Origin of the sequence: Methylobacterium sp. WL8 (assembly GCF_008040045.1) — a bacterium.
GTDB lineage: Bacteria > Pseudomonadota > Alphaproteobacteria > Rhizobiales > Beijerinckiaceae > Methylobacterium > Methylobacterium cerastii.
Genome location: NZ_VRVF01000026.1, coordinates 1 through 17,694, shown reverse-complemented (window position 1 = coordinate 17,694; position 17,694 = coordinate 1). Strand labels below are relative to the sequence as shown.

Sequence of the window (17,694 nt, the reverse complement as noted above, 5' to 3'; positions counted from 1 at the left end):
CCGAACCGCTGGTACAGGGAGCGCGCTGCAACCACGCCGCCGGGCGGCGGGAGGATATCCGTGACGCCTTGGGTCCACGTCGACACCGGTCTCGTCCCCGGCGAGAAGACCACCTTGCGCCTGATGCGGCAGGGCGACGCCTTCGCGATCACCGTCGGCAACCAGGACCTGATGCGCGACCGGCACTGCGAGTCCGAGCGCGCGCTCGCGACCCTCGTCGCGGCGCGGCTGCGGGACCGGCCGAAGGCGCGCGTGCTGATCGGCGGCCTCGGCATGGGCTTCACCCTGCGGGCGGCGCTCGACGCCTTCGGGCCGGATGCGGAGATCGTCGTCGCCGAGCTCGTGCCCGCGGTGGTGGCGTGGGCGCGCGGCCCCCTGGCGCACCTGTTCGCCGGCAGCCTCGACGACCCCCGCCTCGCCCTGCACGAGGCGGACGTGAACCGGTTGATCCAATCCGGCCCGGCCATGTTCGACGCCATCCTGCTCGACGTCGACAACGGCCCGGAGGGCATGGTCCGGGGCGAGAACAACCGCCTGTACGACGCCTGGGGCCTGAAGCGCGCGCATTACGCCCTGCGGCCGGGCGGCGTCCTCGGCGTCTGGTCCGGCCGCCCGGACCGCAAGTTCAAGGCGCGGCTCGCCCGCTCGGGCTTCTCCGTCGAGGAGGTGCGGGTGCGGTCGCGCGCCAGCGGAGACGGCCCGCGGAACGTCCTGTGGATCGCCACCCGGACGGGGCCGCCGGTCTCGCCGCCCGCCCGTCCCGCATCGGACGTCGAGAGCACCGTCCCAGGTCCCTGATTCAGGACAGCCGTCGCGAGTCGTCTTTTCCGAAATCAGGCAACCACTTTTTGGGGCGTTGCTCCTTTTCCGAGGCGATGCCCTAGACGATGCGGATCGACAGCGGCGGCAGGCCGTCGATGGTGCCGAGCAGGACGTCGCCGCGCACGACCGGCCCGACGTTCTCCGGCGTGCCGGAATAGATCACGTCGCCCGCCTTGAGTTCGAACGCCTCGGAGAGGTTGGCGATCTGTTCGGCGACCGACCAGATCATGTCGGACAGGTCCGCATCCTGCCGCACGGTGCCGTTCACCGCGAGCCGGATCCGGCCGCGCGCGGGATGGCCGAGGGTCGACGCCGGCAGGATCGGCGTGATCGGCGCGGACCGGTCGAAGCTCTTGCCGACCTCCCAGGGCTTCTTCTGGTCGCCCATGCCGCGCTGAAGGTCGCGTCGGGTCATGTCGAGGCCGGTCGCGTAACCGTAGACGTGGTCGAGGGCGCGGTCCTTCGGGATGTCGCGTCCGCCGGACTTCAGCACCGCGACGAGTTCGAGTTCGTGGTGGTAGTTCTTCGTCAGCGACGGATAGGGGTGGTCGGCCACCGTGCCGGGCTCCACCACCTGGATCGCGTCCGCCGGCTTCTGGAAGAAGAACGGCGGCTCGCGGGCCGGGTCCGATCCCATCTCGCGGGCATGCGCCGCGTAGTTGCGCCCGATGCAGTAGATGCGCCGCACCGGGAAGGCCTGCGCCAGCCCCGTGACGGGGATCGTCGTCTGCGCCAGGGGAAACAGCGTGGCGCCTCGGTCCGGCTCCGCCGCCGCGGGGTCGGCGGCAAGGCCGACGAGGGCGGCCCCGGCGGCTCCGAGGGCCGTGCGGCGATCGAGGCGGGTGGTGATGCGGCTCATGAGGGCGGGTCCGATGGGAGCGCGGCGAGGCGGCATCGTCGCATATCGGGCGCGGCGGGGCGACGGTCGCGGTCGTCGGGCCGGCGCGCCGAGACCCGCGAGGGCCCGTCAGGCCCGGAACGACAGCACGGCCCGCGTGCCGACGCGGTCGGGGACGTAGCACAGGCCCGAGCGCAGGTTCGTCGCCATCGCCCGGACGATGCGCGAGCCAAGGCCGGTGCCGCGCGGCCGGCCTTCGCCGGTCCAGCCGATCCCGTCGTCCTCGACGGCGAGCTCGAGGGTGTCCTCGGCCCGGCGCCGGAGCTCGACCCGGATCTCGCCGGCCGCGTCCACGGGGTAGGCGTACTTGTAGGCGTTGGTGACGAGCTCGGTCACGACCACGCCGACGGAGACCGCCTTGTCGGTGGCGAGCCGCACCGGGTCGGCGCTCAGCCGGATGGCGTGGTCGCGCCCCGAGGCCCGCATCGCCGCCTGCAGCTCCTCGACGAGGCTGGCGAGGTAGGCGTCGAGCTCGACCGCCTCGACGTCGTCGGAGGTGTAGAGCCGGCGGTGGATGCCGGCGATGGCCGAGATCCGCGCCTGCATCTCCTCGAGCGCCGCCTTGGCGGCCGGGTCCGAGACGGCGCTGGTCTGCATGTGCGTCAGCGCCGCCACCAGGGCGAGCGAGTTGGCGACCCGGTGGTTGACCTCGCGCAGCAGCATCACGGCGTGGTCGCGCGCCGCGCGCACCTCCGCCTCGGCGCGTTCCTTGTCCCGGCGCAGCGCCTCCTGGCGCAGCGCGGTGTCGATGGCGCCGCCGAGCAGTTCGCGGAACTGCCCCTGCACGTCCTTCCAGACGTAGTCGACCGCCCCGGCCTTCAGCGCGGCGACGGCGACCCGGCTGTCCTCGGAGCCGGTGACGTAGACCACCGGCGGCGCGTCGGGCAGCGCGCGGATCGCCGGGAGCACGTCGAGGCCGGTCTGCCCCGGCATGTGGTGGTCGAGGGCGACGACGTCGATGCCGCCCTGCGCCAGCCGCTCCAGCCCCGCATCGCCGTCGGCGGCGAGCTCGACCACGTAGCCGCGCGCGCCGAGCGCGCGCTGGACCAGGCGCGCGAGACCGGGGTCGTCGTCGATGTAGAGGATGCGGGCCGTGCCGGCCGGTCCGGCCGCGGCGGGGGGAGGGCCGGTCATGGGTTCTCGGGCACCTGGATCACCGAGAAGAACAGCCCGAGCTGCCGGATGGCGTTGGCGAAGCCTTCGTAGTTCACCGGCTTGGTGATGTAGACGTTGGCGCCGAGATCGTAGCAGCGCTGGACCTCGCGGCTGTCGTCCGTGGTGGTCAGGACGACGACCGGCGAGCGCTTGGTGTGCGGGTTGGCCTTCACCTTCTCGAGGATGTCGATCCCGGTCATGTCGGGCAGGTTGAGGTCGAGCAGGATCAGCAGGTGGCGCCGCGCGCTGACCTCGCCCGAGCCGTCCGGCCCGAGGAGGAAGTCCAGGGCCGAGGTGCCGTCGCGGAAGGGGATGATCTCGTTGTTCACGCCCGCGCGGCGGATGTTGCGCTCGATCAGCCGGGCGTGCCCGTCGTCGTCCTCGATCATCACGATGCTGACGGCGTTCATGGCGGCCTCCAGGGTCATTCCGCGGCCAGGGTCGTCGGGGCGCCGTGTGCCTCACGACCTGTAGCCGCCTCGCGCGGCAGCGTCACCTCGAAGGTGGTGCCCTCGCCCAACGTCGAGGTCAGGTCGATGCGCCCGCCGAGCGACCGCACCAGCGCCTTGACGTGCGCCAGGCCGATCCCCTCGCCCGGCCGGTCCTGGACCCCGGAGCGGCGGAACAGCTCGAACACGCGGGCGTGGTCGCGCGGGGCGATGCCGCGCCCGTTATCCGTGACGGCGATGCGCACGCGGTCGCCGCCCGCCGGCCGGGCGGTGATGGCGATCCGGCCGGGCCGGCCTGCGTCGAGGTACTTCACGGCGTTGTCGATCAGGTTGCCGACCACCTGCTCGACCGCCAGCCGGTCCGCGACGATGGTGGGCAGGTCGGCGGCGACGGAGACCGTCGCCCCGGCGGTCTCGATCTGGTGGCGCTGCGCGTCGGCGAGCGACTGCAGGACGCTCGTCAGCGCGAGGGGTTCGGGGGCGAAGCGCCGTCGCCCTTCGCGCGACAGCTTCAAGATGGCGGCGATCAGGCCCTCCATCCGGGTGACGGCGGCCCGGATGAAGCCGAGCGCCTCGCCGAGGTCCCGGTCGATCCGCTCGGCGTCCGGGTGGTCCCCCAGGGCGCGGCGGATCTCGGGACGGGCCTCCTCCAGCTCGGAGGTGAAGCCCATGACGTTGACGAGCGGCGAGCGCAGGTCGTGGCTGACGATGTAGGCGTAGCGCTGCAGCTCTTCGTTGGATTCCAGCAGCTCGCCTTCGGCCTCGCGCTGCTCGGTGATGTCGGTGTGCACCCCGACCCACTCGGTGATCCCGCCCCGGTCGTCGAGCACCGGCACGGCGCGGATCGCGAAATGGCGCCAGGCGCCGTCCTGCGCGCGGACCCGGTGCTCGTGCACGAAGGGCCGGCGCGCCGCCACCGTCGCGTTCCAGGCCGCCACGCTCGGCGCCACGTCGTCGGGATGCACGGCGCTCGCCCATCCGAACCCGGCATAGGCCTCGGGCGTCTGCCCCGTCAGCGCCGCCCAGCCGGGCTGCTCGCCCACCATCCGGCCCTCGGCGTCGTTGGTCCAGAGCACGCCGCGCACCGCCTGCACCGCCGCGCGGAACCGCGCTTCGCTGGCCTGCAGCTCGCGCTGGACCCGCTGCTGGTCGATGGAGGAGGCCAGCATGGCGAGGAACAGGATCAGGAAGGTCGCGCCGCCGACGGCCAGCGCGAGGTTCTGCTGCCCGGCGCCGCCGCCGCCGGCATGGACCTCGCCGGCATGGGCCGCGTGGGCGCCGGCCGCCTCCGCCGTGAAGGTCGCCGCCGCCATCCCGGTATAGTGCATGCCGGCGACCGCGAGGCCCATCACGAACGCGGCCGCCAGCTTCTGCCCGACGCCGTGCTGCCGGAAGGTCAGCCAGAGCGCGGTCGTGGCGGCGGTGACGGCGATCGCCACCGACAGCGCGACGACGGGCAGGCTGTAGGCGAGGTTGCCGGGCACCCGCATCGCCGCCATGCCGGTGTAGTGCATCCCGGCGACGCCCACGCCCATCAGCGGGCCGCCGACGAGGATGTCGCGCAACCCCGCGCCCGGCCGGCTGATCAGCACGAAGGCCGCACCGGTGGCGCCCACCGCGATCAGCAGGGAGGCCAGCGTGAGGCCGAGGTCGTAGGCGGCCGGCATCCCCATCTCGAAGGCGAGCATGCCGACGAAGTGCATCGACCAGATGCCTCCGCCCATCGCCAGCGCGGCCCCGGCGACCCAGGCCCAGCGCGGCCCGCGCGCGGAACCGCGCATGCGCCCGGCGAGGTCGAGCGCGGTGTAGGAGGCGAACACGGCGATCGCGAGGGAGAGGGCGACGAGGGCTGGGTTGTAGCCGGTGTGGACCATGGCGCGACCGGTGGACGGGGACACTCGCGCGAGGCCGGCCGCGGCCGTCGCCGCACGGCTCGGGCCGGCGAGGGCGCTCGCGGTCGGCGCGACCTTAGAGGGCTTTCGGCCCGGCGGGATACCGACCGGACGAAAGAAAGCGCGTCACGCGACCGGTCGTCGACGCCTCTTGCCGAACGCGCGCAGATCGACGGCACACGACGCTTCCTGCCCCGTCGAGCCCGGACGTCCGTCAGGCCGGGAGAAGCTGGATCAGCAGGTCGCCGACGAGGAGGACGAGGAGGGCCGCGCCGATATAGGACGGCATCCGGCTCGTGCGCCCGCGTTCCCAGACCGGGAACGCCGCGACGTCCTCCGCGTCGTCGAGGCGGCCGAGCCTCAGCACGGCGCCGGGGACCGGGCGCCGACGAAGGCCGGGGGGACGCGGTCGGCGGCCCGTTCGGCGTCGGCGATCTCGCGGATCAGGTCGGCGCGTTGCGCGTCGACGAGGTCGGGCAGGATGTCGTCGTCGCACGCGTCGATCGCCGCGATCAGGCGGAAGCCCGACCCGATGCGCTCGAAGGCGACCCGGACCTCGCGCTGCGCGTAGGGGTCGTGCGGGTCGAGGCAGACATGCTCGGGCATGGTATCGGGACGCGATGCCGCCGGGGCGGCGAGGGCGTCCGCTTAAGGGGGGCGCGTGACGGCCGGATGACGGGCGCGGGCGCCCGTCGTCGAGGTCCTCTCCTCGGTAGGCCCTACTTGCCGCCGGACTGCGCGTAGGCGTCGATCGCCCGGCGGCAATTCTCCGTCAGCGCGTCGCGGTTCTTCTTGAAGCACGCCTCCATCGCCGGATCGTCGGGATCGATGTCGCCGCAGAGTTTCAGCGCGTCGCCGGTGCAGTACTTCTTCAGGTCCGCGTTGCCGCGCGTCGAGGCGGGGGCCGCGAGGGCCGGGACGGCGGTGAGGGCGAGGACGAGAGCTAGCAGGGCGGCGCGCATCGTGGCTTCCAGATGAGAGGATCTTGGGCGGCTCGAGGATGGTCGTTCGGTCGAGGCCCACGGCAAGGAACGCCGCACCGTGCGAAACGGCTCCGTCGTGGCCGGCCCGCGCGCCTGCGGCATCGACCGCCCGCGGCGATGCACGGATCGGATGTGACGAAACCCGGCGCCCGGCGTTCTCGACCCATGATCGATGATGCGCCTCGCCTCGGCTTCTGCTGCAAGTTCGTGCTCACGCCGCCCCCGGACGGCTTCAAGACCCTGAAGGCCGCCCGCGAGGCGACGCTTCGGATGAACCTCACCAACGCGACCATGGCCTCCCTGACGGCGCTGGCGCCGGCGGCGCGCCGCGCGAAGATCGAGGGCCTGGTGCGCCACAACCTCGGGGCCCTGGAGCGCCAGATCGCCTGGGTCGCCGGGCGCCCGCCGATCGAGCGGCTGCTGCGCATGGCGAGCAACGTCCTGCCGGGCTACACCCATCCCGTGGCGCGGGACATCTACGCCGAGCCCGAGATGCGCCGCCTCGTGGAGGCGGGCCTCGCCCGCTGCGGCGAGGCCGCCCGCGCAGGCAGCGTGCGCCTCAGCTTCCATCCCGGCCCGTTCTGCGTGATCGCCTCGCGCAACCCGGCGGCGTCCGAGAACGGCATCGCAGAGTTCGAGTACCACGCCGAGCTGATGGCGCTGCTGGGCTACGGCGACGGCTGGCACCCGCACGGCGCGCACATCAACATCCATGTCGGCGCACGCGATCCCGGCACCGAGGGCTTCCGCGCCGCGCTGCCGCGCCTGTCGCAGACGGCGCGCGACCTCATCACCGTCGAGAACGACGAGAACGCCTTCGGGCTCGAGGCGGTGCTGGCGCTCGCCGACAGCGTGCCGGTGGTGCTCGACCTGCACCATCACTGGGTCGAGAGCCGGGGCGAGTACATCGCGCCGGACGATCCGCGCGTCGCGCGGGTGCGCGAGTCCTGGCGCGGGGTGCGGCCGGTGGCGCATGTCAGCGTCTCGCGCGAGACGGTGCTGCCGGAGCACGATCCCGACGCGCTGCCCGACTTCGTGGTGCTCAACGAGGCCGGGCATTCCTGGCGCGACCTCGCCGCCCATTCCGACATGATGTGGAACCGCGCCCTCAACGCCCTGGTCGCGCGCCACCTGGCGTGGGCGGATTTCGAGATCGAGGCGAAGTCCAAGAACCTCGCCTCCGACGCCCTGTCGGCGGAACTCCGCCGCGAAGGCGCCGCCGCATTCCCTTCCTAGGCCCGCTGGCGTACCGATCGGGGGCGGCGAAGTCGGGCGCGGCAGCCGGCCCCCCAAAGGCCGTACGTCGCGTTCCCGACGCGCATGTTCGAGACGATGCCCGCGCCGAAGGCGGGCCGACGGGATGCGAGATGCGGGATCTGAGTCCGGAGGACGCGCAGGCCGTCGACAGGTTGGCGTTCCACCTGCTGCGGGAGGCCTATTGCGACCTCGCCGGCGTGATGATGCGCGCGAACGCCGAGGCCGCCCGCACCGTGCTCGGCACCATCGAGCAGCGCCTCACCGACACCCTCGGCCGCTTCCACTCCGAGACGGCGGAGGGCGCCGCCTCGACGGCCATCGTGATCGCGGTCGGCGACAGGATCGGCGACGTGATGGACGAGGCCCAGAACCGGACCGGCGCCGGCGCCTCCGCCCTAAGGCGGGCGGCCGACCCACGAAGCTGAGGACGCGCGGATGTGGAAGCGTGGTCGCGTCCGACGCGGCGGCTACGCCGACGGTCCGATCCATCGCGACGACGCGATCACAAGAAAGCCCGGCGCGGATGTCTCCGGCCGGGCCAAGGTGATCTCGGGTCTCCTGCCTGAACCGATCAGGACCGGCCGTCATCCACCAGATGGGGGATCGCTGGCGCGCCAGCGCAGCAACGCCCGGCCGCCGTAGGGCAGCTCAAGGCGGCGGGATCGATCAGGGGAAGGACTTGAAAGGGTGATGGCTCCCCGAGCAGTTCTAAAATAATCCTGCAAAACCAAGGCTGATTGCCCCGCACCCTGGGGGATAGGTTCCGTTGAGCCGTAAGGGTAATTTTCGGCGCGCCCCGCACTTGATCGGCCTGTAGCGCCCCGCTCGGCCGCCTCTAGGATTTCAACATGGCGGAGCCCACCACCCGCGATCCCCGCACCCCGATCGGCCTTGCCGCCGTGATAATCGGACTGCTGGCGCGGTAATCTTGCAGGATTGTGCGAGCCAGGAAATACCCGCATTCTGTTCGAGATGGAGGGTGAAATGCCGGTATGTTCGGTGTGCGGCAATGATGAATTTCTTCCCGCTCGCCCGATTCTGTGGCGCGAGCTGAACGATGCTTGGCAGATCTCCCAACACGAAATCGACTACGTGAATGCGCAGCAGGGGCGATGCTGTTCAGGCTGCGCTGCCAATCTGCGGTCGGTAGCGCTAGCGACTTCGATCATGGCGAGCGTCGGAGCTAGCGGCCCCTTGAACCGCTTTGTTCTATCGGCCGAGGCCGCGTCGCTGCGTGTGTTGGAGCTGAACGAGGCGGGCACACTTCACCCGATCCTAAGCCAACTGCCCGGGCATACTTTCGGGGCCTACCCTGACGTTGACATGCACGCGCTGCCCTTCCCGGATGGGACCTTCGATGTCGTTACCCACTCCGATACTTTGGAGCACGTCGAGAACCCCGCGAGCGCGTTGCGCGAGTGCGCTCGCGTGCTCAAGCCCAACGGAGCTGTTTGCTATACCGTGCCTGTCATCGTCGGGCGATTGACGCGAGGTCGAGCGGGTTTACCCAAAAGCTGGCACGGGTTTCCGGACCAGACCGGGGACGATTTCCTGGTACACACCGAGTTCGGTGCCGACTTTTGGATCACACCGGTGCAAGCAGGGCTATCGCAGCTGACTATCCATGCTGTTGAGTTTCCGGCGGCTTTAGCTATAGCAGCGCGACGGTAGAGCGACACAGATCGATCTGAAAATGAGCATAGATACATACGAATTCGATGGACTGAAAACAATTCACAATCATGAGTTCTTGAACGATCCAGCGTTCAAAAATGCTTACGCACGCGGGGTAAAAGCGGCGGATCAGGACTACCAATGGTATTGGCGCGTCCACATTGGGCTTTGGGCCGCTCGGCACGCAAGCACACTTCCGGGCGACTTCGTCGAATGCGGTGTCAACCGTGGCTTTCTCAGCTCAGCAATTATGCAGCTGCTGGACTGGGATCGAACTGGCCGCACGTTCTTCCTCATGGACACGTTCACCGGCGTCGACCCACGATACATCACCGAGGAGGAGCGGGCGGGTGGAACTCTAGAGCGCACCCAGCGCGAGCGCGATATCGGTTTTTTGGTCACCGGGTCCGATTTAGCGTGGCGCAACTTCTCGGAGTGGTGCAACACACGAATTATAGAGGGCGTTATTCCTGAGACCTTAAAACAAGTCACGCCGAATCAAGTCGCGTTCCTTCACATCGATATGAATTGCTCTCCTCCCGAGGTGGCCGCAATGGAACACTTCTGGGATCGACTGGTCCCAGGGGCCCCTGTTGTTTTTGACGACTACGCATATTACGGATATCGCACCCAAAAAGTTGCGATAGATGCATTCGCAATGGAACGAGGCGCGACGGTCGCTTCCCTTCCGACTGGTCAGGGGCTTCTTATCAAGCCGGGATCACAGCGTCGCGGATGGTGGGCGCGCTTCTTTACTAGGGGCTTGTAGCACCAAGCCAGGGCAGCTCGGCAGAGCCTGCGCCCGGGTCCGGCGCGGTTGCAGTGAACGACAACCGGACACGCGCGGCCGAGCTCCACCGCCGGCGCCTGCCTCTCTACCTAATCGGCTCCGGCTTCCTCGTGCTGCTCGCGGCCGAGGCCTGGATGCGGCTGGCGTGACCGGCGTCCCGAGGCACCTGCGCAACCCGCGCCGCTGGTACGATTCGGACGGCATCGAGCAGCCGCCGGCCACGATCGCGAACAGCAAGGCGAACGGCGCCCGTGGGCTGCTGGTCTACTGCGGGTGCGGGCACAGCGGAGAGATGCCATTCGATGGCCTGTCGGACGATCTGCCGGTGTCCGACGTCGCGCTGCGGCTGGTGTGCTCGGCCTGCAAGCGGAAGGACCGGATCAGCACCCGGCCCGACTTCACGGGCGTGCACACGGGCTTAGGGCCGCGGCTGCGGTCGGTGGAGTAGACAAGAAAAAGCCCGCCTCGGCGGGTGCCGGGCGGGCTGATTGATGGGTTTCCTCGTGCGATAATTGTGTATGGGGCGGAAGGCTTTACCGGTCAGCGGGGCACGAAATAACCGGCTTTAGGAAAGCCTATTGGCCCTGCCCCTAGACAAAGACACAACCTGACGTTAATTTGTGTAAATACAATCGTCGCAAATAATTAAGCGGCGAAAGTATGCGCGAAGGTTCTGAACTTAACGAAGTAATGAGGGTCATGTTGGCTTCGATTTTCACGAAACAAGACAACGCAGTAATAATGTCTGCCAATCCCGAGCATGATAAATCCGTCAAGGATTTTTCGTTGCTGAAACAAGTTTTGAAAGACTATGATCCGAGCGAAGTAAGTTCTGAGACTTCGCCGGTCGATGCCATGGCTGGCGCCAATTATATGTGGGTTGGAGCTTCTGCTGCAGAAGTAATTATGACAGCCATCGCGGCCAGTCGATTGACCGAGGTAAATCGCGTCCTTGACCTACCATGTGGCCACGGTCGAATTCTTCGACATTTGGTAAAAATGTTCCCTGATGCCACGTTTGACGCTTGCGACTTGGACAGTGATGGCGTCGATTTTTGTGTTAATCAGTTCAACGCCCGGCCAATCCGTTCGCAAGAAGACATGACCAAGGTGAAATTCGAAGCGCTTTACGATATAATTTGGATTGGTAGTTTATTTACGCACACATCAGCCGAAATAACAAAATCGTGGCTTTCATTTTTGGCCAAACACCTGACGGAAAATGGGATTATTGTTGCAACTTTTCACGGAAGAATTGCACTAGAGCTACAAAAAATAAATCCCTATATCGACGAACAAAAATGGTCAAAGATTATGGATGGGCACCATAGCACGGGCTATGGATTTGCAGATTACTCAAGCGATAATAAACATGGGTACATTAGCGGAAGCTATGGGGTGTCAGTTGCCAAGCCAAACGGCCTGATGTCGATACTCGAAGGCATTCCTGACGTAAGAATTTTTATGTATCAGGAAAGAGCCTGGGCCAATAATCATGACGTGGTCGTGATTGGGCGCCCGGCTTGGGACGACGGTTTGCGATAGATTGAGTTATTGAACGCAGAAGATACGGGCGAGCGTCGGTCGGACGCGCCGGGGATACAAAGACCGTAAAGCGAAGTAGGTCGCGAGAGGGCTGAGACAGAAAAACCCGCGCGGCGGGTGCCGGCGGGGCTGAGGTCGTCTGGGAAGATGAGAGGCTATCGCGTCAAGCGGTGCGCGTCATCCCTCAGATGGGCGTCGCGAACGCCGTCATCCCCGCGGGGCTCGCCACCCGGCGGCCTTCGCCTCGTCCTCGCTGCAGAACATGCGCTCCCCGTCCTTCACGCTGATGCGGGTCCGGTCGTAATCGCGCGATCCAGGGACGTGGTAGACCCGCTCGCCCTTCCGGCTGATGTTGCCCTTGATCGAGCAGCTGCCCGCCGCCGGCGGCACCGTAGGCGAGACCGGCGCGGGGATCGGCCCGTCCGGCCCGCCCGGCGTCGCGAACCCCATAGACAACCCGCGCTCGCCCCGCCGCCACTCGGACGGGGTCGTGAACGAGCCGGCCCAGATGCCGCGCTTGACCGCCTTCGCGGTCGTCTCGGCCTCGACGTAGTCGGTGGAGTAGCGGCGGTAGGCGACGGCGTGGCCCTGTGTGACCATCCAGGCATTCAGATCCTCGGCGCCCTTCCGGCAGACGGCGACGGTGCGGCCATAGCGGTCGGTGTCGCGAGGCTCGCACGAGATGGGGGCTTCGCCGATCCGGTCGGACAGCGCGAGAGCGGCGGCCTGTCCGCAGCGGTAGGACTTGCCGGCGACGTCCTGGCATAGCTGCGCGCTCTCGGGGGCGTCGATGCCGTGAAGGCGGATGCGGGTCCCGCGGATGATGACCGTGTCGCCGTCGGTGACGCTGGCCCGGCCGACGATCGGCTCCGTAGCGACGGCAACGCCGCCGTGGATGACGAGGGCGGCGATCAGGGCAAGGCGCATCCCGGCAGGATAGCCGCCGGGGTGCGGTTGTCGAGGTAGGCGACAGCCGAGCCCAGCACCGTTACGGAACGACGGCGGCGTGGGGCCGGTTTACGGGGCTCACATTGTCCCTGGTCAAAGTCGCACGATATGATCGATCCACACTGAGCGAGTCGCATGCAGGTTTTCGCGATCATAGCCCCCAAAGGTAGCGAGGCGCTGGAACAGGCGATCAAGACCGCCTTTCCGGAGAACTTCTTTCGCATCACAGCGGGGCAGTACCTTGTCGCGGTAGCGGGACTCACCGGTCAGGAGGTGGGTGCGAAAGTCGGCGACAAAGGCGAAGTCGGACAGATTCTGGTGCTGCCGTTCGACAAACGGTGGGGCTGGCATCGAATGGACATGTGGGAATGGGCGGATGCGAGGGCGCAAGCGTGAGCGCTGGCCAAAGCTCTGGAAGCCCTGAGAACAGCAGAAGCGCAAATCCGTCGGATATCTCCGACAGGTCGAGCCAAGCTCGCCTTGTGCTCGAACCCATTACGAAAGATATTGGCGCGATCAGGGATGATATAAAAGAAATAAACAACAACAGGCACGATGACGTTGTTAAAATTTTGATTATGTTTGGTGGTGGCTTTTTGATATTGGCTGCTATGGTACTTACGATCTATTCTAAACTTGACGACAAGATTGCGACGATCAATGATCGCACGATCAAAGTCGATACGAAGCTCGAAGAGCTGATCAAGCGCATCCCGCCGTCCATAACGGCGCCGGTCACAACGCCGCCGGCGCGACGCTGATGCCACGGGCGCCTCTGCCTCACAGACAGACTGACGCAATATGAACGACGAAACCCCCGCCGCCTTGCCGGCCGCGGGCTACTTGTGCAACGAAAAGGATATGACACTTCGATTTGCAGCGATCATTCTCGTCAGCATTGCACTGACTACTCAGGCAAGGACTCAGGAGATATTTTGCCAAGAAGTTCAGGGAACTTCGTGCAACGATGCTTCTTGCGATGCGCGAGAGTCAAATCTGAAGATGAATTTTACAGTCGATATTGGCAGAAACAAATTTAGACGCTGCATAACCTTATTTGGAAAACTAGATTGTTTTGATATGAAGGTCATATCGATCGGCCCAAATCCTTATCTGCGACATATTGTTTTGGCGAATGATAATATGATATCTGATCAAGTCGTCCTATCGCTTGGAACCAATGATAATAAATTCTTCCAAGTGGCACTTGGGAAGGATGGATCAAGTGCTTCGCGCGGCATCTGTAGCGTTCTGAAATAAAAACTCGTTTCGTCATCAGGCGCTTAAGAAAATCATAGGCTCTATTGCAACATATCTTTCTGGGTAGCGCCCTCGGCCCGTCGCCAATCCTTTAGATTAAGATGATGCCAGCAGACTTAAGGGCGGCAAGCAGAGTGGTCATCATCGCTAAGGGAAATGGCCTCCGCTTCCTCGCCAGGTAGTGGGCCGGACTCCGCGATGCCAAGATCTTCCCAGGGCAAGGGCCAGAACCCGCCGGTTGTGAGATCGCAAAACAGATGGCGAACGGCAAGTGAGAGATCGGAGAGAAGTAGGCGACCGCCGATCAGGTAGCGGTCATGATGAATGAAAGTCCAGTCTGCAGTTACTGCAGTGCCGCTTTCCGCGTCGCGGTGGAGGTGCCGATCTCGGTACCGTCCTTTGCCGAGCCTGTACTGATCGTCATGCTCGCGCATATCGCGAACGTCTTTTAGATTAGCTTCAAGTGCAAAAAATCGGTCACCCAACGACGCCGGAACAACTCCTTCCCTCATCGCAATTTTGAGCCACCGAACACTTTTCCATGAAGCAGTTAAAAGAGCATTTTCGTCTGCTCTTATGATCGCGCCCTGTCTTTGCTGATGACCAATGTTTTCGCGCTGTTCTTCTTTCTTGACGAAATTATTATAAAGGCGGCGCTGCGCCAGAAGTGCGTGGGCGACATTTTCGCAAAGACCGCACAGCAGAGTCATTTCCCTGCTGTGTAGATCGTATTCATCTATAGGACGATGAGATCCCGTCACGTCAGATAGCCCTTCGCCTTAGATGCCTTTTCAGGACCATCAGTTCGCGCCCTCTGGATCCTCATGGTGCCGCACATACCCCTGGCCGGTGAGCCAGTCTGTAAGCGCGTGTCGGATCGCCTCTGGACGGGACGGCTTCGGCTCGGGCTGGTCAGCGATCCAGGCGTCCAGAGAGGCGTCGAGCTCTGGATACAGCCTCAGGCCAATGGCCTTGCCGATACCGGTCGGCGGGCGTCCCCGCGGCTTTCTGCTATCAGCTATTGACATCGTGATTTTACGATAGCAGATATAGGCGGGCCATCCAAGAGCTTGCACCCTCTCGGAAGGCCCTAACCACAACCGTCCTCTGGAGACGATCATGGCTAATCACGCCCATAGCACACGCACGCCCTTATTACCCCAGGCTGGCGCTCCGTCGGCCTTATTACCCCGCGGGGCCGGCAGGCAGCCTGGCCCCGTCACGCTGGCCCTCCGCGCCATGCGGACCGCCGATCCCGACCAAGCCGCGCACGACGCTGTTGAGGCGATCCGCAGGGGCTTAGATCGCCATTTTGCGCACGCTGATCGGCACCGGCTTCGGGTGCTTCGTCAGCGCATAGCCGCCCGCGTCGAGGCAGACCTCGCCTTGCTCGACATGCTGGCGGGCGACGTCGACCTTGAGGATGGCGCCGACGCCGAGCTGACTGTCGTCGAGTGGACCGGCGCCGGCGCCCACCGCTTCAACTGCGGGGTTGCAGCATGAGCACCCATGCCATTCGCCTTGATCAACAGCCGGCGTTCTCTGATTTGGATTCGGCCCTCCTCGACTTACGCCTCTTGGCCAGCATCGCGGAGACCATCAGCGACGACGCTCTGACGGCGGCCGATCCACGCCTGCTGCAGGCATGCCTCGGATCGCAGTCGTATGTGCCGATCCTGATGACGACGACGCAGAAGGAGAACCTGAGCTTCATCATCGGACACGTCGCGGATCTCGCGCGCCGCGCTGCGCGTGCCTATGGCGACGCCGTCGAGAGCAGCATCGAGGCCGGCCGATGACGGAGCGCTACCCCGTATACAGCCACCTCTACAAGATGGAGGACGAGGTTGCCGACGTTGGTCGATGGTCGGAGGTCATACGCGATCTCGGCACCGGTGACGGAGAGGTCAGTCAAGCCGGCCTGTTCGCGATCGGCGGCGTCATGATCGAGCTGAGCAAGCGGCTTGAGGCTCGATGGAGGGCGGCGTTCGACGCTGCCAAGGCGGAGGCTCTGCGATGAGCCCGCACCCGCTCGTCAATCGCGGCAGCCTGCAGGCCGCGGTCGCCGCCCTGGTGCTGTCCCGCCTCGCAATGAGCGCGGGCCGGCTCTCAGATGGGCTCTACCGCCTCGCCGAGAGCCGCATGCGCCACGCCCAGGCCCTCGCCGCCTTGGCAACGGGCCGCTGATACCCGGCGGGGCCGCTCGCACCTCGTTGACGCCGGCCACGCGAGATGCGCGGGCGGCGTTCACGTGCACCTATCTAAGGTCAAATTTCTGCAGTCGCCTAATCTCCAGCTCTAATTGCTGCGCCAATTCTTGAAAAATTGCTTCATGCTCTGGCTTTGGGTGCCTTAAGTGAATACGAAACAACTCTTGCAAGTTACCAAGAAGGTCAATCGCGTCCTCCGATGGCGGAAATGACCTGGCAAGCGCTCCAAGTATTTCCGTGTTCATGCTCCGACCGTTGAGCTCAGCGCGATCGCGAATGCGCTCGCGGAGGTCGTCGGGCAGCCGAAGCTTCATCTGAGGATCGTCGCGTGCCATCGCCGGACAATGGACCACCGTGGGGTTGACTTCAAGGGACCACGGTGGTTGCATGACAGCTATCCCAACCCAGGGGGCTCGAATGTATCAGGTGCAACAACTCAAGATTCGTCTCCCAGCAGACATCAAGACTTTCATCGAGCTCCAAGCTGACAAGAATGGATCTTCTTTGAACAGCGAAGTAATATGCGCACTTCGCGAAAGAATGGAACGTACGACTCCCGCGCGCCAGTCTCATTCATCGTGCCAGCGGACCGCGGAACAGGCGTTCCCTTGATGCCGCGGCGCACCCATCACGATCAGGGCGTTGCATTGATCGACCGCGATGGCACGGTCACCGCCCACTTCCGCTGGCCAGACGAAGTACGGGCCTTCCTTCAGGGAGGCCGCGCATGAGCGACATTGCTGCGATCATCGCCTCGATCATCATCGAGACAGAACGTCTAAGATGGCGTCATCGCAATGACCTGATCTATTGGGCTATGGACCGCCGGTTCGGCGCCACTAAGGCGGAAGCCGAACGTGCTTTCTTGATCGCTGCCGAGATCTTCGCGGCCGATCACCTCGCTTGGGCGGGGTGACTCAATGAGTGCGGTCACCCTGCTTCAAAAATGGCAGCTGCTTCAGGCGGTCATCGCCGACGCATCTCTGTCTCAGACGGCGAAGCTCGTGGCCGCTCGCCTGCTCTATCACCACAGTTCGCAGACGGGACGCTGCTTCCCCTCCTATCAGACCCTCGCGGATGGCGTCGCGCTGAAGCGGCGCGCCGTGATCAACGCGGTCCAGGAGCTCGAAGCCGGCGGGTGGATCTCGGTCAATCAGGTGAAGGGTGGCGCGGCTGCCGGGCCCAACCGGTACGCGACGAACACCTTCCTGATCGATTTCGCGCGCGCCGACCAACCTGCCTCAACAGTGCACGGCGGTGCACCGTCAACGGTGCAGCAAGATGCACTGTTACACGAAGACAACAGTGCACGACAGTGCACCCCTCCAGTGCACGACGGTGCACCGTCAACGGTGCACGGCGGTGCACCCTACTCAGGGAAAGATACAGGGAAGGGAAACAGAGAAGAGACTCCCTCTTCCCCCTCGGACTTCGATCGCTTCTGGCAGGCATATCCCCGGAAGGTCGGCAAGGATGCCGCCAAGGTCGCGTTCGCCAAGGTCGTGAAGATCCGGAAGGCGACAGCTGCCGAGCTGATCGAGGGCGCTGGGCGGCTCGCTGCCGAGAAAGCAGGCGAGGACCCAAAATTCACGAAGTACCCGGCGGGCTGGCTCAACGCCGGGCATTGGGCCGACGAGCCGGCACCGCCGCGGGCTTCCGCCGGGCATCGGCCACAAGCCTTCAGGGTCGTGTCCCTAGGCGTGGTGTAGCTTGGTGAGGGCCACCACGATCACCGGCTTGGGCCGGGACGATCAGGCTGCGAGGGTGGGCAGGCTGACGAGGGGATCATCGCCGATCGGGGCGATGCTTTC

General features: G+C 65.4%; 26 protein-coding genes. 16 read left to right on the top strand and 10 right to left on the bottom strand.

The genetic code is table 11. From position 1 onward, the window contains the following. Positions 1 to 60 precede the first annotated feature (60 nt). A complete protein-coding gene (locus FV234_RS11540) occupies positions 61 to 798 on the top strand; it encodes a hypothetical protein (RefSeq protein WP_147829407.1) in 738 nt (245 codons plus the stop codon). A gap of 82 nt (positions 799 to 880) precedes the next feature. Here the strand turns inward: FV234_RS11540 and FV234_RS11535 are convergent, their stop codons facing one another. The 7 genes from FV234_RS11535 to FV234_RS11510 form a co-directional block, all read right to left on the bottom strand. Further along, positions 881 to 1,681, bottom strand: a complete 801-nt coding sequence (locus tag FV234_RS11535) for a fumarylacetoacetate hydrolase family protein (RefSeq protein WP_147829405.1) — start codon at positions 1,679 to 1,681, stop codon at positions 881 to 883. Positions 1,682 to 1,789: 108 nt separating this feature from the next. Next, positions 1,790 to 2,854, bottom strand: coding sequence for a response regulator (locus FV234_RS11530; RefSeq protein ID WP_147829403.1), 1,065 nt, complete (start codon positions 2,852 to 2,854; stop codon positions 1,790 to 1,792). Further along, complete coding sequence (locus tag FV234_RS11525) at positions 2,851 to 3,285, bottom strand: response regulator (RefSeq protein WP_147754180.1); 435 nt, start codon at positions 3,283 to 3,285, stop codon at positions 2,851 to 2,853. Before FV234_RS11525 ends, FV234_RS11530 begins: the two co-directional genes overlap by 4 nt. A 14-nt stretch (positions 3,286 to 3,299) precedes the next feature. Beyond that, positions 3,300 to 5,198, bottom strand: coding sequence for an MHYT domain-containing protein (locus tag FV234_RS11520; RefSeq protein ID WP_147829431.1), 1,899 nt, complete (start codon positions 5,196 to 5,198; stop codon positions 3,300 to 3,302). A gap of 232 nt (positions 5,199 to 5,430) precedes the next feature. Then, positions 5,431 to 5,583, bottom strand: a complete 153-nt coding sequence (locus tag FV234_RS26190; protein ID WP_187273655.1) for a hypothetical protein — start codon at positions 5,581 to 5,583, stop codon at positions 5,431 to 5,433. Then, a complete protein-coding gene (locus tag FV234_RS11515; RefSeq protein ID WP_147829400.1) occupies positions 5,577 to 5,822 on the bottom strand; it encodes a hypothetical protein in 246 nt (81 codons plus the stop codon). Before FV234_RS11515 ends, FV234_RS26190 begins: the two co-directional genes overlap by 7 nt. 113 nt (positions 5,823 to 5,935) lie before the next feature. Then, entirely contained in the window at positions 5,936 to 6,178 is a 243-nt protein-coding gene (locus FV234_RS11510) for a cysteine rich repeat-containing protein (protein WP_147829398.1), read from the bottom strand. Positions 6,179 to 6,364: 186 nt separating this feature from the next. Between FV234_RS11510 and FV234_RS11505 the strand changes: the two genes are divergently transcribed. The 6 genes from FV234_RS11505 to FV234_RS11480 all read left to right on the top strand — a co-directional run bounded on the left by FV234_RS11505 (position 6,365) and on the right by FV234_RS11480 (position 11,465). Continuing rightward, on the top strand, positions 6,365 to 7,435 hold the full coding sequence (locus FV234_RS11505; RefSeq protein WP_147829396.1) for a UV damage endonuclease UvsE: 1,071 nt from the start codon (positions 6,365 to 6,367) through the stop codon (positions 7,433 to 7,435). Between the two features lie 131 nt (positions 7,436 to 7,566). Further along, positions 7,567 to 7,881, top strand: a complete 315-nt coding sequence (locus tag FV234_RS11500) for a hypothetical protein (protein ID WP_147754176.1) — start codon at positions 7,567 to 7,569, stop codon at positions 7,879 to 7,881. A 559-nt stretch (positions 7,882 to 8,440) separates the two neighbouring features. Then, complete coding sequence (locus FV234_RS11495) at positions 8,441 to 9,127, top strand: class I SAM-dependent methyltransferase (protein ID WP_147829394.1); 687 nt, start codon at positions 8,441 to 8,443, stop codon at positions 9,125 to 9,127. Between the two features lie 22 nt (positions 9,128 to 9,149). Beyond that, complete coding sequence (locus FV234_RS11490; RefSeq protein ID WP_147829392.1) at positions 9,150 to 9,899, top strand: TylF/MycF/NovP-related O-methyltransferase; 750 nt, start codon at positions 9,150 to 9,152, stop codon at positions 9,897 to 9,899. A 166-nt stretch (positions 9,900 to 10,065) separates the two neighbouring features. Continuing rightward, the gene (locus tag FV234_RS11485; protein ID WP_147829389.1) at positions 10,066 to 10,368 is read left to right on the top strand and encodes a hypothetical protein; all 303 of its coding nucleotides are present in this window, start codon (positions 10,066 to 10,068) and stop codon (positions 10,366 to 10,368) included. Between the two features lie 212 nt (positions 10,369 to 10,580). Next, a complete protein-coding gene (locus tag FV234_RS11480; protein ID WP_147829387.1) occupies positions 10,581 to 11,465 on the top strand; it encodes a class I SAM-dependent methyltransferase in 885 nt (294 codons plus the stop codon). A 207-nt stretch (positions 11,466 to 11,672) separates the two neighbouring features. Here FV234_RS11480 and FV234_RS11475 read toward each other — a convergent pair whose 3' ends face one another. After that, the gene (locus tag FV234_RS11475; protein WP_147829386.1) at positions 11,673 to 12,392 is read right to left on the bottom strand and encodes a thermonuclease family protein; all 720 of its coding nucleotides are present in this window, start codon (positions 12,390 to 12,392) and stop codon (positions 11,673 to 11,675) included. A 156-nt stretch (positions 12,393 to 12,548) separates the two neighbouring features. Between FV234_RS11475 and FV234_RS11470 the strand changes: the two genes are divergently transcribed. From FV234_RS11470 to FV234_RS11460, 3 genes are read left to right on the top strand one after another with little or no spacing between them, the layout of a single operon-like run. After that, positions 12,549 to 12,809 carry a hypothetical protein gene (locus FV234_RS11470; protein ID WP_147829384.1) on the top strand — a complete coding sequence of 87 codons (261 nt, stop codon included), beginning with the start codon at positions 12,549 to 12,551 and terminating at the stop codon, positions 12,807 to 12,809. Further along, on the top strand, positions 12,806 to 13,174 hold the full coding sequence (locus FV234_RS11465) for a hypothetical protein (RefSeq protein WP_147829382.1): 369 nt from the start codon (positions 12,806 to 12,808) through the stop codon (positions 13,172 to 13,174). The genes FV234_RS11470 and FV234_RS11465 overlap by 4 nt, the downstream gene beginning before the upstream one ends. Positions 13,175 to 13,214: 40 nt before the next feature. Further along, complete coding sequence (locus FV234_RS11460) at positions 13,215 to 13,673, top strand: hypothetical protein (RefSeq protein ID WP_147829380.1); 459 nt, start codon at positions 13,215 to 13,217, stop codon at positions 13,671 to 13,673. Positions 13,674 to 13,789: 116 nt separating this feature from the next. Here FV234_RS11460 and FV234_RS11455 read toward each other — a convergent pair whose 3' ends face one another. Together FV234_RS11455 and FV234_RS26185 are read right to left on the bottom strand one after the other, a co-directional pair. Continuing rightward, entirely contained in the window at positions 13,790 to 14,434 is a 645-nt protein-coding gene (locus FV234_RS11455; protein ID WP_210250882.1) for a hypothetical protein, read from the bottom strand. Positions 14,435 to 14,972: 538 nt separating this feature from the next. Then, entirely contained in the window at positions 14,973 to 15,149 is a 177-nt protein-coding gene (locus tag FV234_RS26185) for a hypothetical protein (protein ID WP_187273654.1), read from the bottom strand. A 23-nt stretch (positions 15,150 to 15,172) separates the two neighbouring features. Here FV234_RS26185 and FV234_RS11450 point away from each other — a divergent pair, with 23 nt between their 5' ends. The 6 genes from FV234_RS11450 to FV234_RS11425 all read left to right on the top strand — a co-directional run bounded on the left by FV234_RS11450 (position 15,173) and on the right by FV234_RS11425 (position 17,592). Continuing rightward, positions 15,173 to 15,472 (top strand): hypothetical protein, encoded by a 300-nt coding sequence (locus tag FV234_RS11450; RefSeq protein WP_147829376.1) that lies wholly within the window; start codon positions 15,173 to 15,175, stop codon positions 15,470 to 15,472. Further along, entirely contained in the window at positions 15,469 to 15,693 is a 225-nt protein-coding gene (locus tag FV234_RS11445; RefSeq protein WP_147829374.1) for a hypothetical protein, read from the top strand. The genes FV234_RS11450 and FV234_RS11445 overlap by 4 nt, the downstream gene beginning before the upstream one ends. Beyond that, positions 15,690 to 15,860 carry a hypothetical protein gene (locus FV234_RS26180; RefSeq protein ID WP_187273653.1) on the top strand — a complete coding sequence of 57 codons (171 nt, stop codon included), beginning with the start codon at positions 15,690 to 15,692 and terminating at the stop codon, positions 15,858 to 15,860. The genes FV234_RS11445 and FV234_RS26180 overlap by 4 nt, the downstream gene beginning before the upstream one ends. A 410-nt stretch (positions 15,861 to 16,270) precedes the next feature. After that, positions 16,271 to 16,495, top strand: coding sequence for an Arc family DNA-binding protein (locus FV234_RS26935; protein ID WP_348643058.1), 225 nt, complete (start codon positions 16,271 to 16,273; stop codon positions 16,493 to 16,495). A 115-nt stretch (positions 16,496 to 16,610) separates the two neighbouring features. Next, on the top strand, positions 16,611 to 16,799 hold the full coding sequence (locus FV234_RS11430; RefSeq protein WP_147829372.1) for a hypothetical protein: 189 nt from the start codon (positions 16,611 to 16,613) through the stop codon (positions 16,797 to 16,799). Positions 16,800 to 16,803: 4 nt separating this feature from the next. Continuing rightward, the gene (locus tag FV234_RS11425; RefSeq protein WP_147829370.1) at positions 16,804 to 17,592 is read left to right on the top strand and encodes a helix-turn-helix domain-containing protein; all 789 of its coding nucleotides are present in this window, start codon (positions 16,804 to 16,806) and stop codon (positions 17,590 to 17,592) included. Positions 17,593 to 17,694 lie beyond the last annotated feature (102 nt).

Bases quoted from the DNA above. Each gene is read 5' to 3' on its own strand.
- FV234_RS11535 (WP_147829405.1), bottom strand. From the start codon at position 1,681: ATGAGCCGCATCACCACCCGCCTCGATCGCCGCACGGCCCTCGGAGCC.
- FV234_RS11530 (WP_147829403.1), bottom strand. From the start codon at position 2,854: ATGACCGGCCCTCCCCCCGCCGCGGCCGGACCGGCCGGCACGGCCCGC.
- FV234_RS11525 (WP_147754180.1), bottom strand. From the start codon at position 3,285: ATGAACGCCGTCAGCATCGTGATGATCGAGGACGACGACGGGCACGCC.
- FV234_RS11520 (WP_147829431.1), bottom strand. From the start codon at position 5,198: ATGGTCCACACCGGCTACAACCCAGCCCTCGTCGCCCTCTCCCTCGCG.
- FV234_RS11515 (WP_147829400.1), bottom strand. From the start codon at position 5,822: ATGCCCGAGCATGTCTGCCTCGACCCGCACGACCCCTACGCGCAGCGC.
- FV234_RS11510 (WP_147829398.1), bottom strand. From the start codon at position 6,178: ATGCGCGCCGCCCTGCTAGCTCTCGTCCTCGCCCTCACCGCCGTCCCG.
- FV234_RS11505 (WP_147829396.1), top strand. From the start codon at position 6,365: ATGATCGATGATGCGCCTCGCCTCGGCTTCTGCTGCAAGTTCGTGCTC.
- FV234_RS11500 (WP_147754176.1), top strand. From the start codon at position 7,567: ATGCGGGATCTGAGTCCGGAGGACGCGCAGGCCGTCGACAGGTTGGCG.
- FV234_RS11495 (WP_147829394.1), top strand. From the start codon at position 8,441: ATGCCGGTATGTTCGGTGTGCGGCAATGATGAATTTCTTCCCGCTCGC.
- FV234_RS11490 (WP_147829392.1), top strand. From the start codon at position 9,150: ATGAGCATAGATACATACGAATTCGATGGACTGAAAACAATTCACAAT.
- FV234_RS11480 (WP_147829387.1), top strand. From the start codon at position 10,581: ATGCGCGAAGGTTCTGAACTTAACGAAGTAATGAGGGTCATGTTGGCT.
- FV234_RS11475 (WP_147829386.1), bottom strand. From the start codon at position 12,392: ATGCGCCTTGCCCTGATCGCCGCCCTCGTCATCCACGGCGGCGTTGCC.
- FV234_RS11470 (WP_147829384.1), top strand. From the start codon at position 12,549: ATGCAGGTTTTCGCGATCATAGCCCCCAAAGGTAGCGAGGCGCTGGAA.
- FV234_RS11460 (WP_147829380.1), top strand. From the start codon at position 13,215: ATGAACGACGAAACCCCCGCCGCCTTGCCGGCCGCGGGCTACTTGTGC.
- FV234_RS11450 (WP_147829376.1), top strand. From the start codon at position 15,173: ATGAGCACCCATGCCATTCGCCTTGATCAACAGCCGGCGTTCTCTGAT.
- FV234_RS11445 (WP_147829374.1), top strand. From the start codon at position 15,469: ATGACGGAGCGCTACCCCGTATACAGCCACCTCTACAAGATGGAGGAC.
- FV234_RS26180 (WP_187273653.1), top strand. From the start codon at position 15,690: ATGAGCCCGCACCCGCTCGTCAATCGCGGCAGCCTGCAGGCCGCGGTC.
- FV234_RS26935 (WP_348643058.1), top strand. From the start codon at position 16,271: ATGACAGCTATCCCAACCCAGGGGGCTCGAATGTATCAGGTGCAACAA.
- FV234_RS11430 (WP_147829372.1), top strand. From the start codon at position 16,611: ATGAGCGACATTGCTGCGATCATCGCCTCGATCATCATCGAGACAGAA.
- FV234_RS11425 (WP_147829370.1), top strand. From the start codon at position 16,804: ATGAGTGCGGTCACCCTGCTTCAAAAATGGCAGCTGCTTCAGGCGGTC.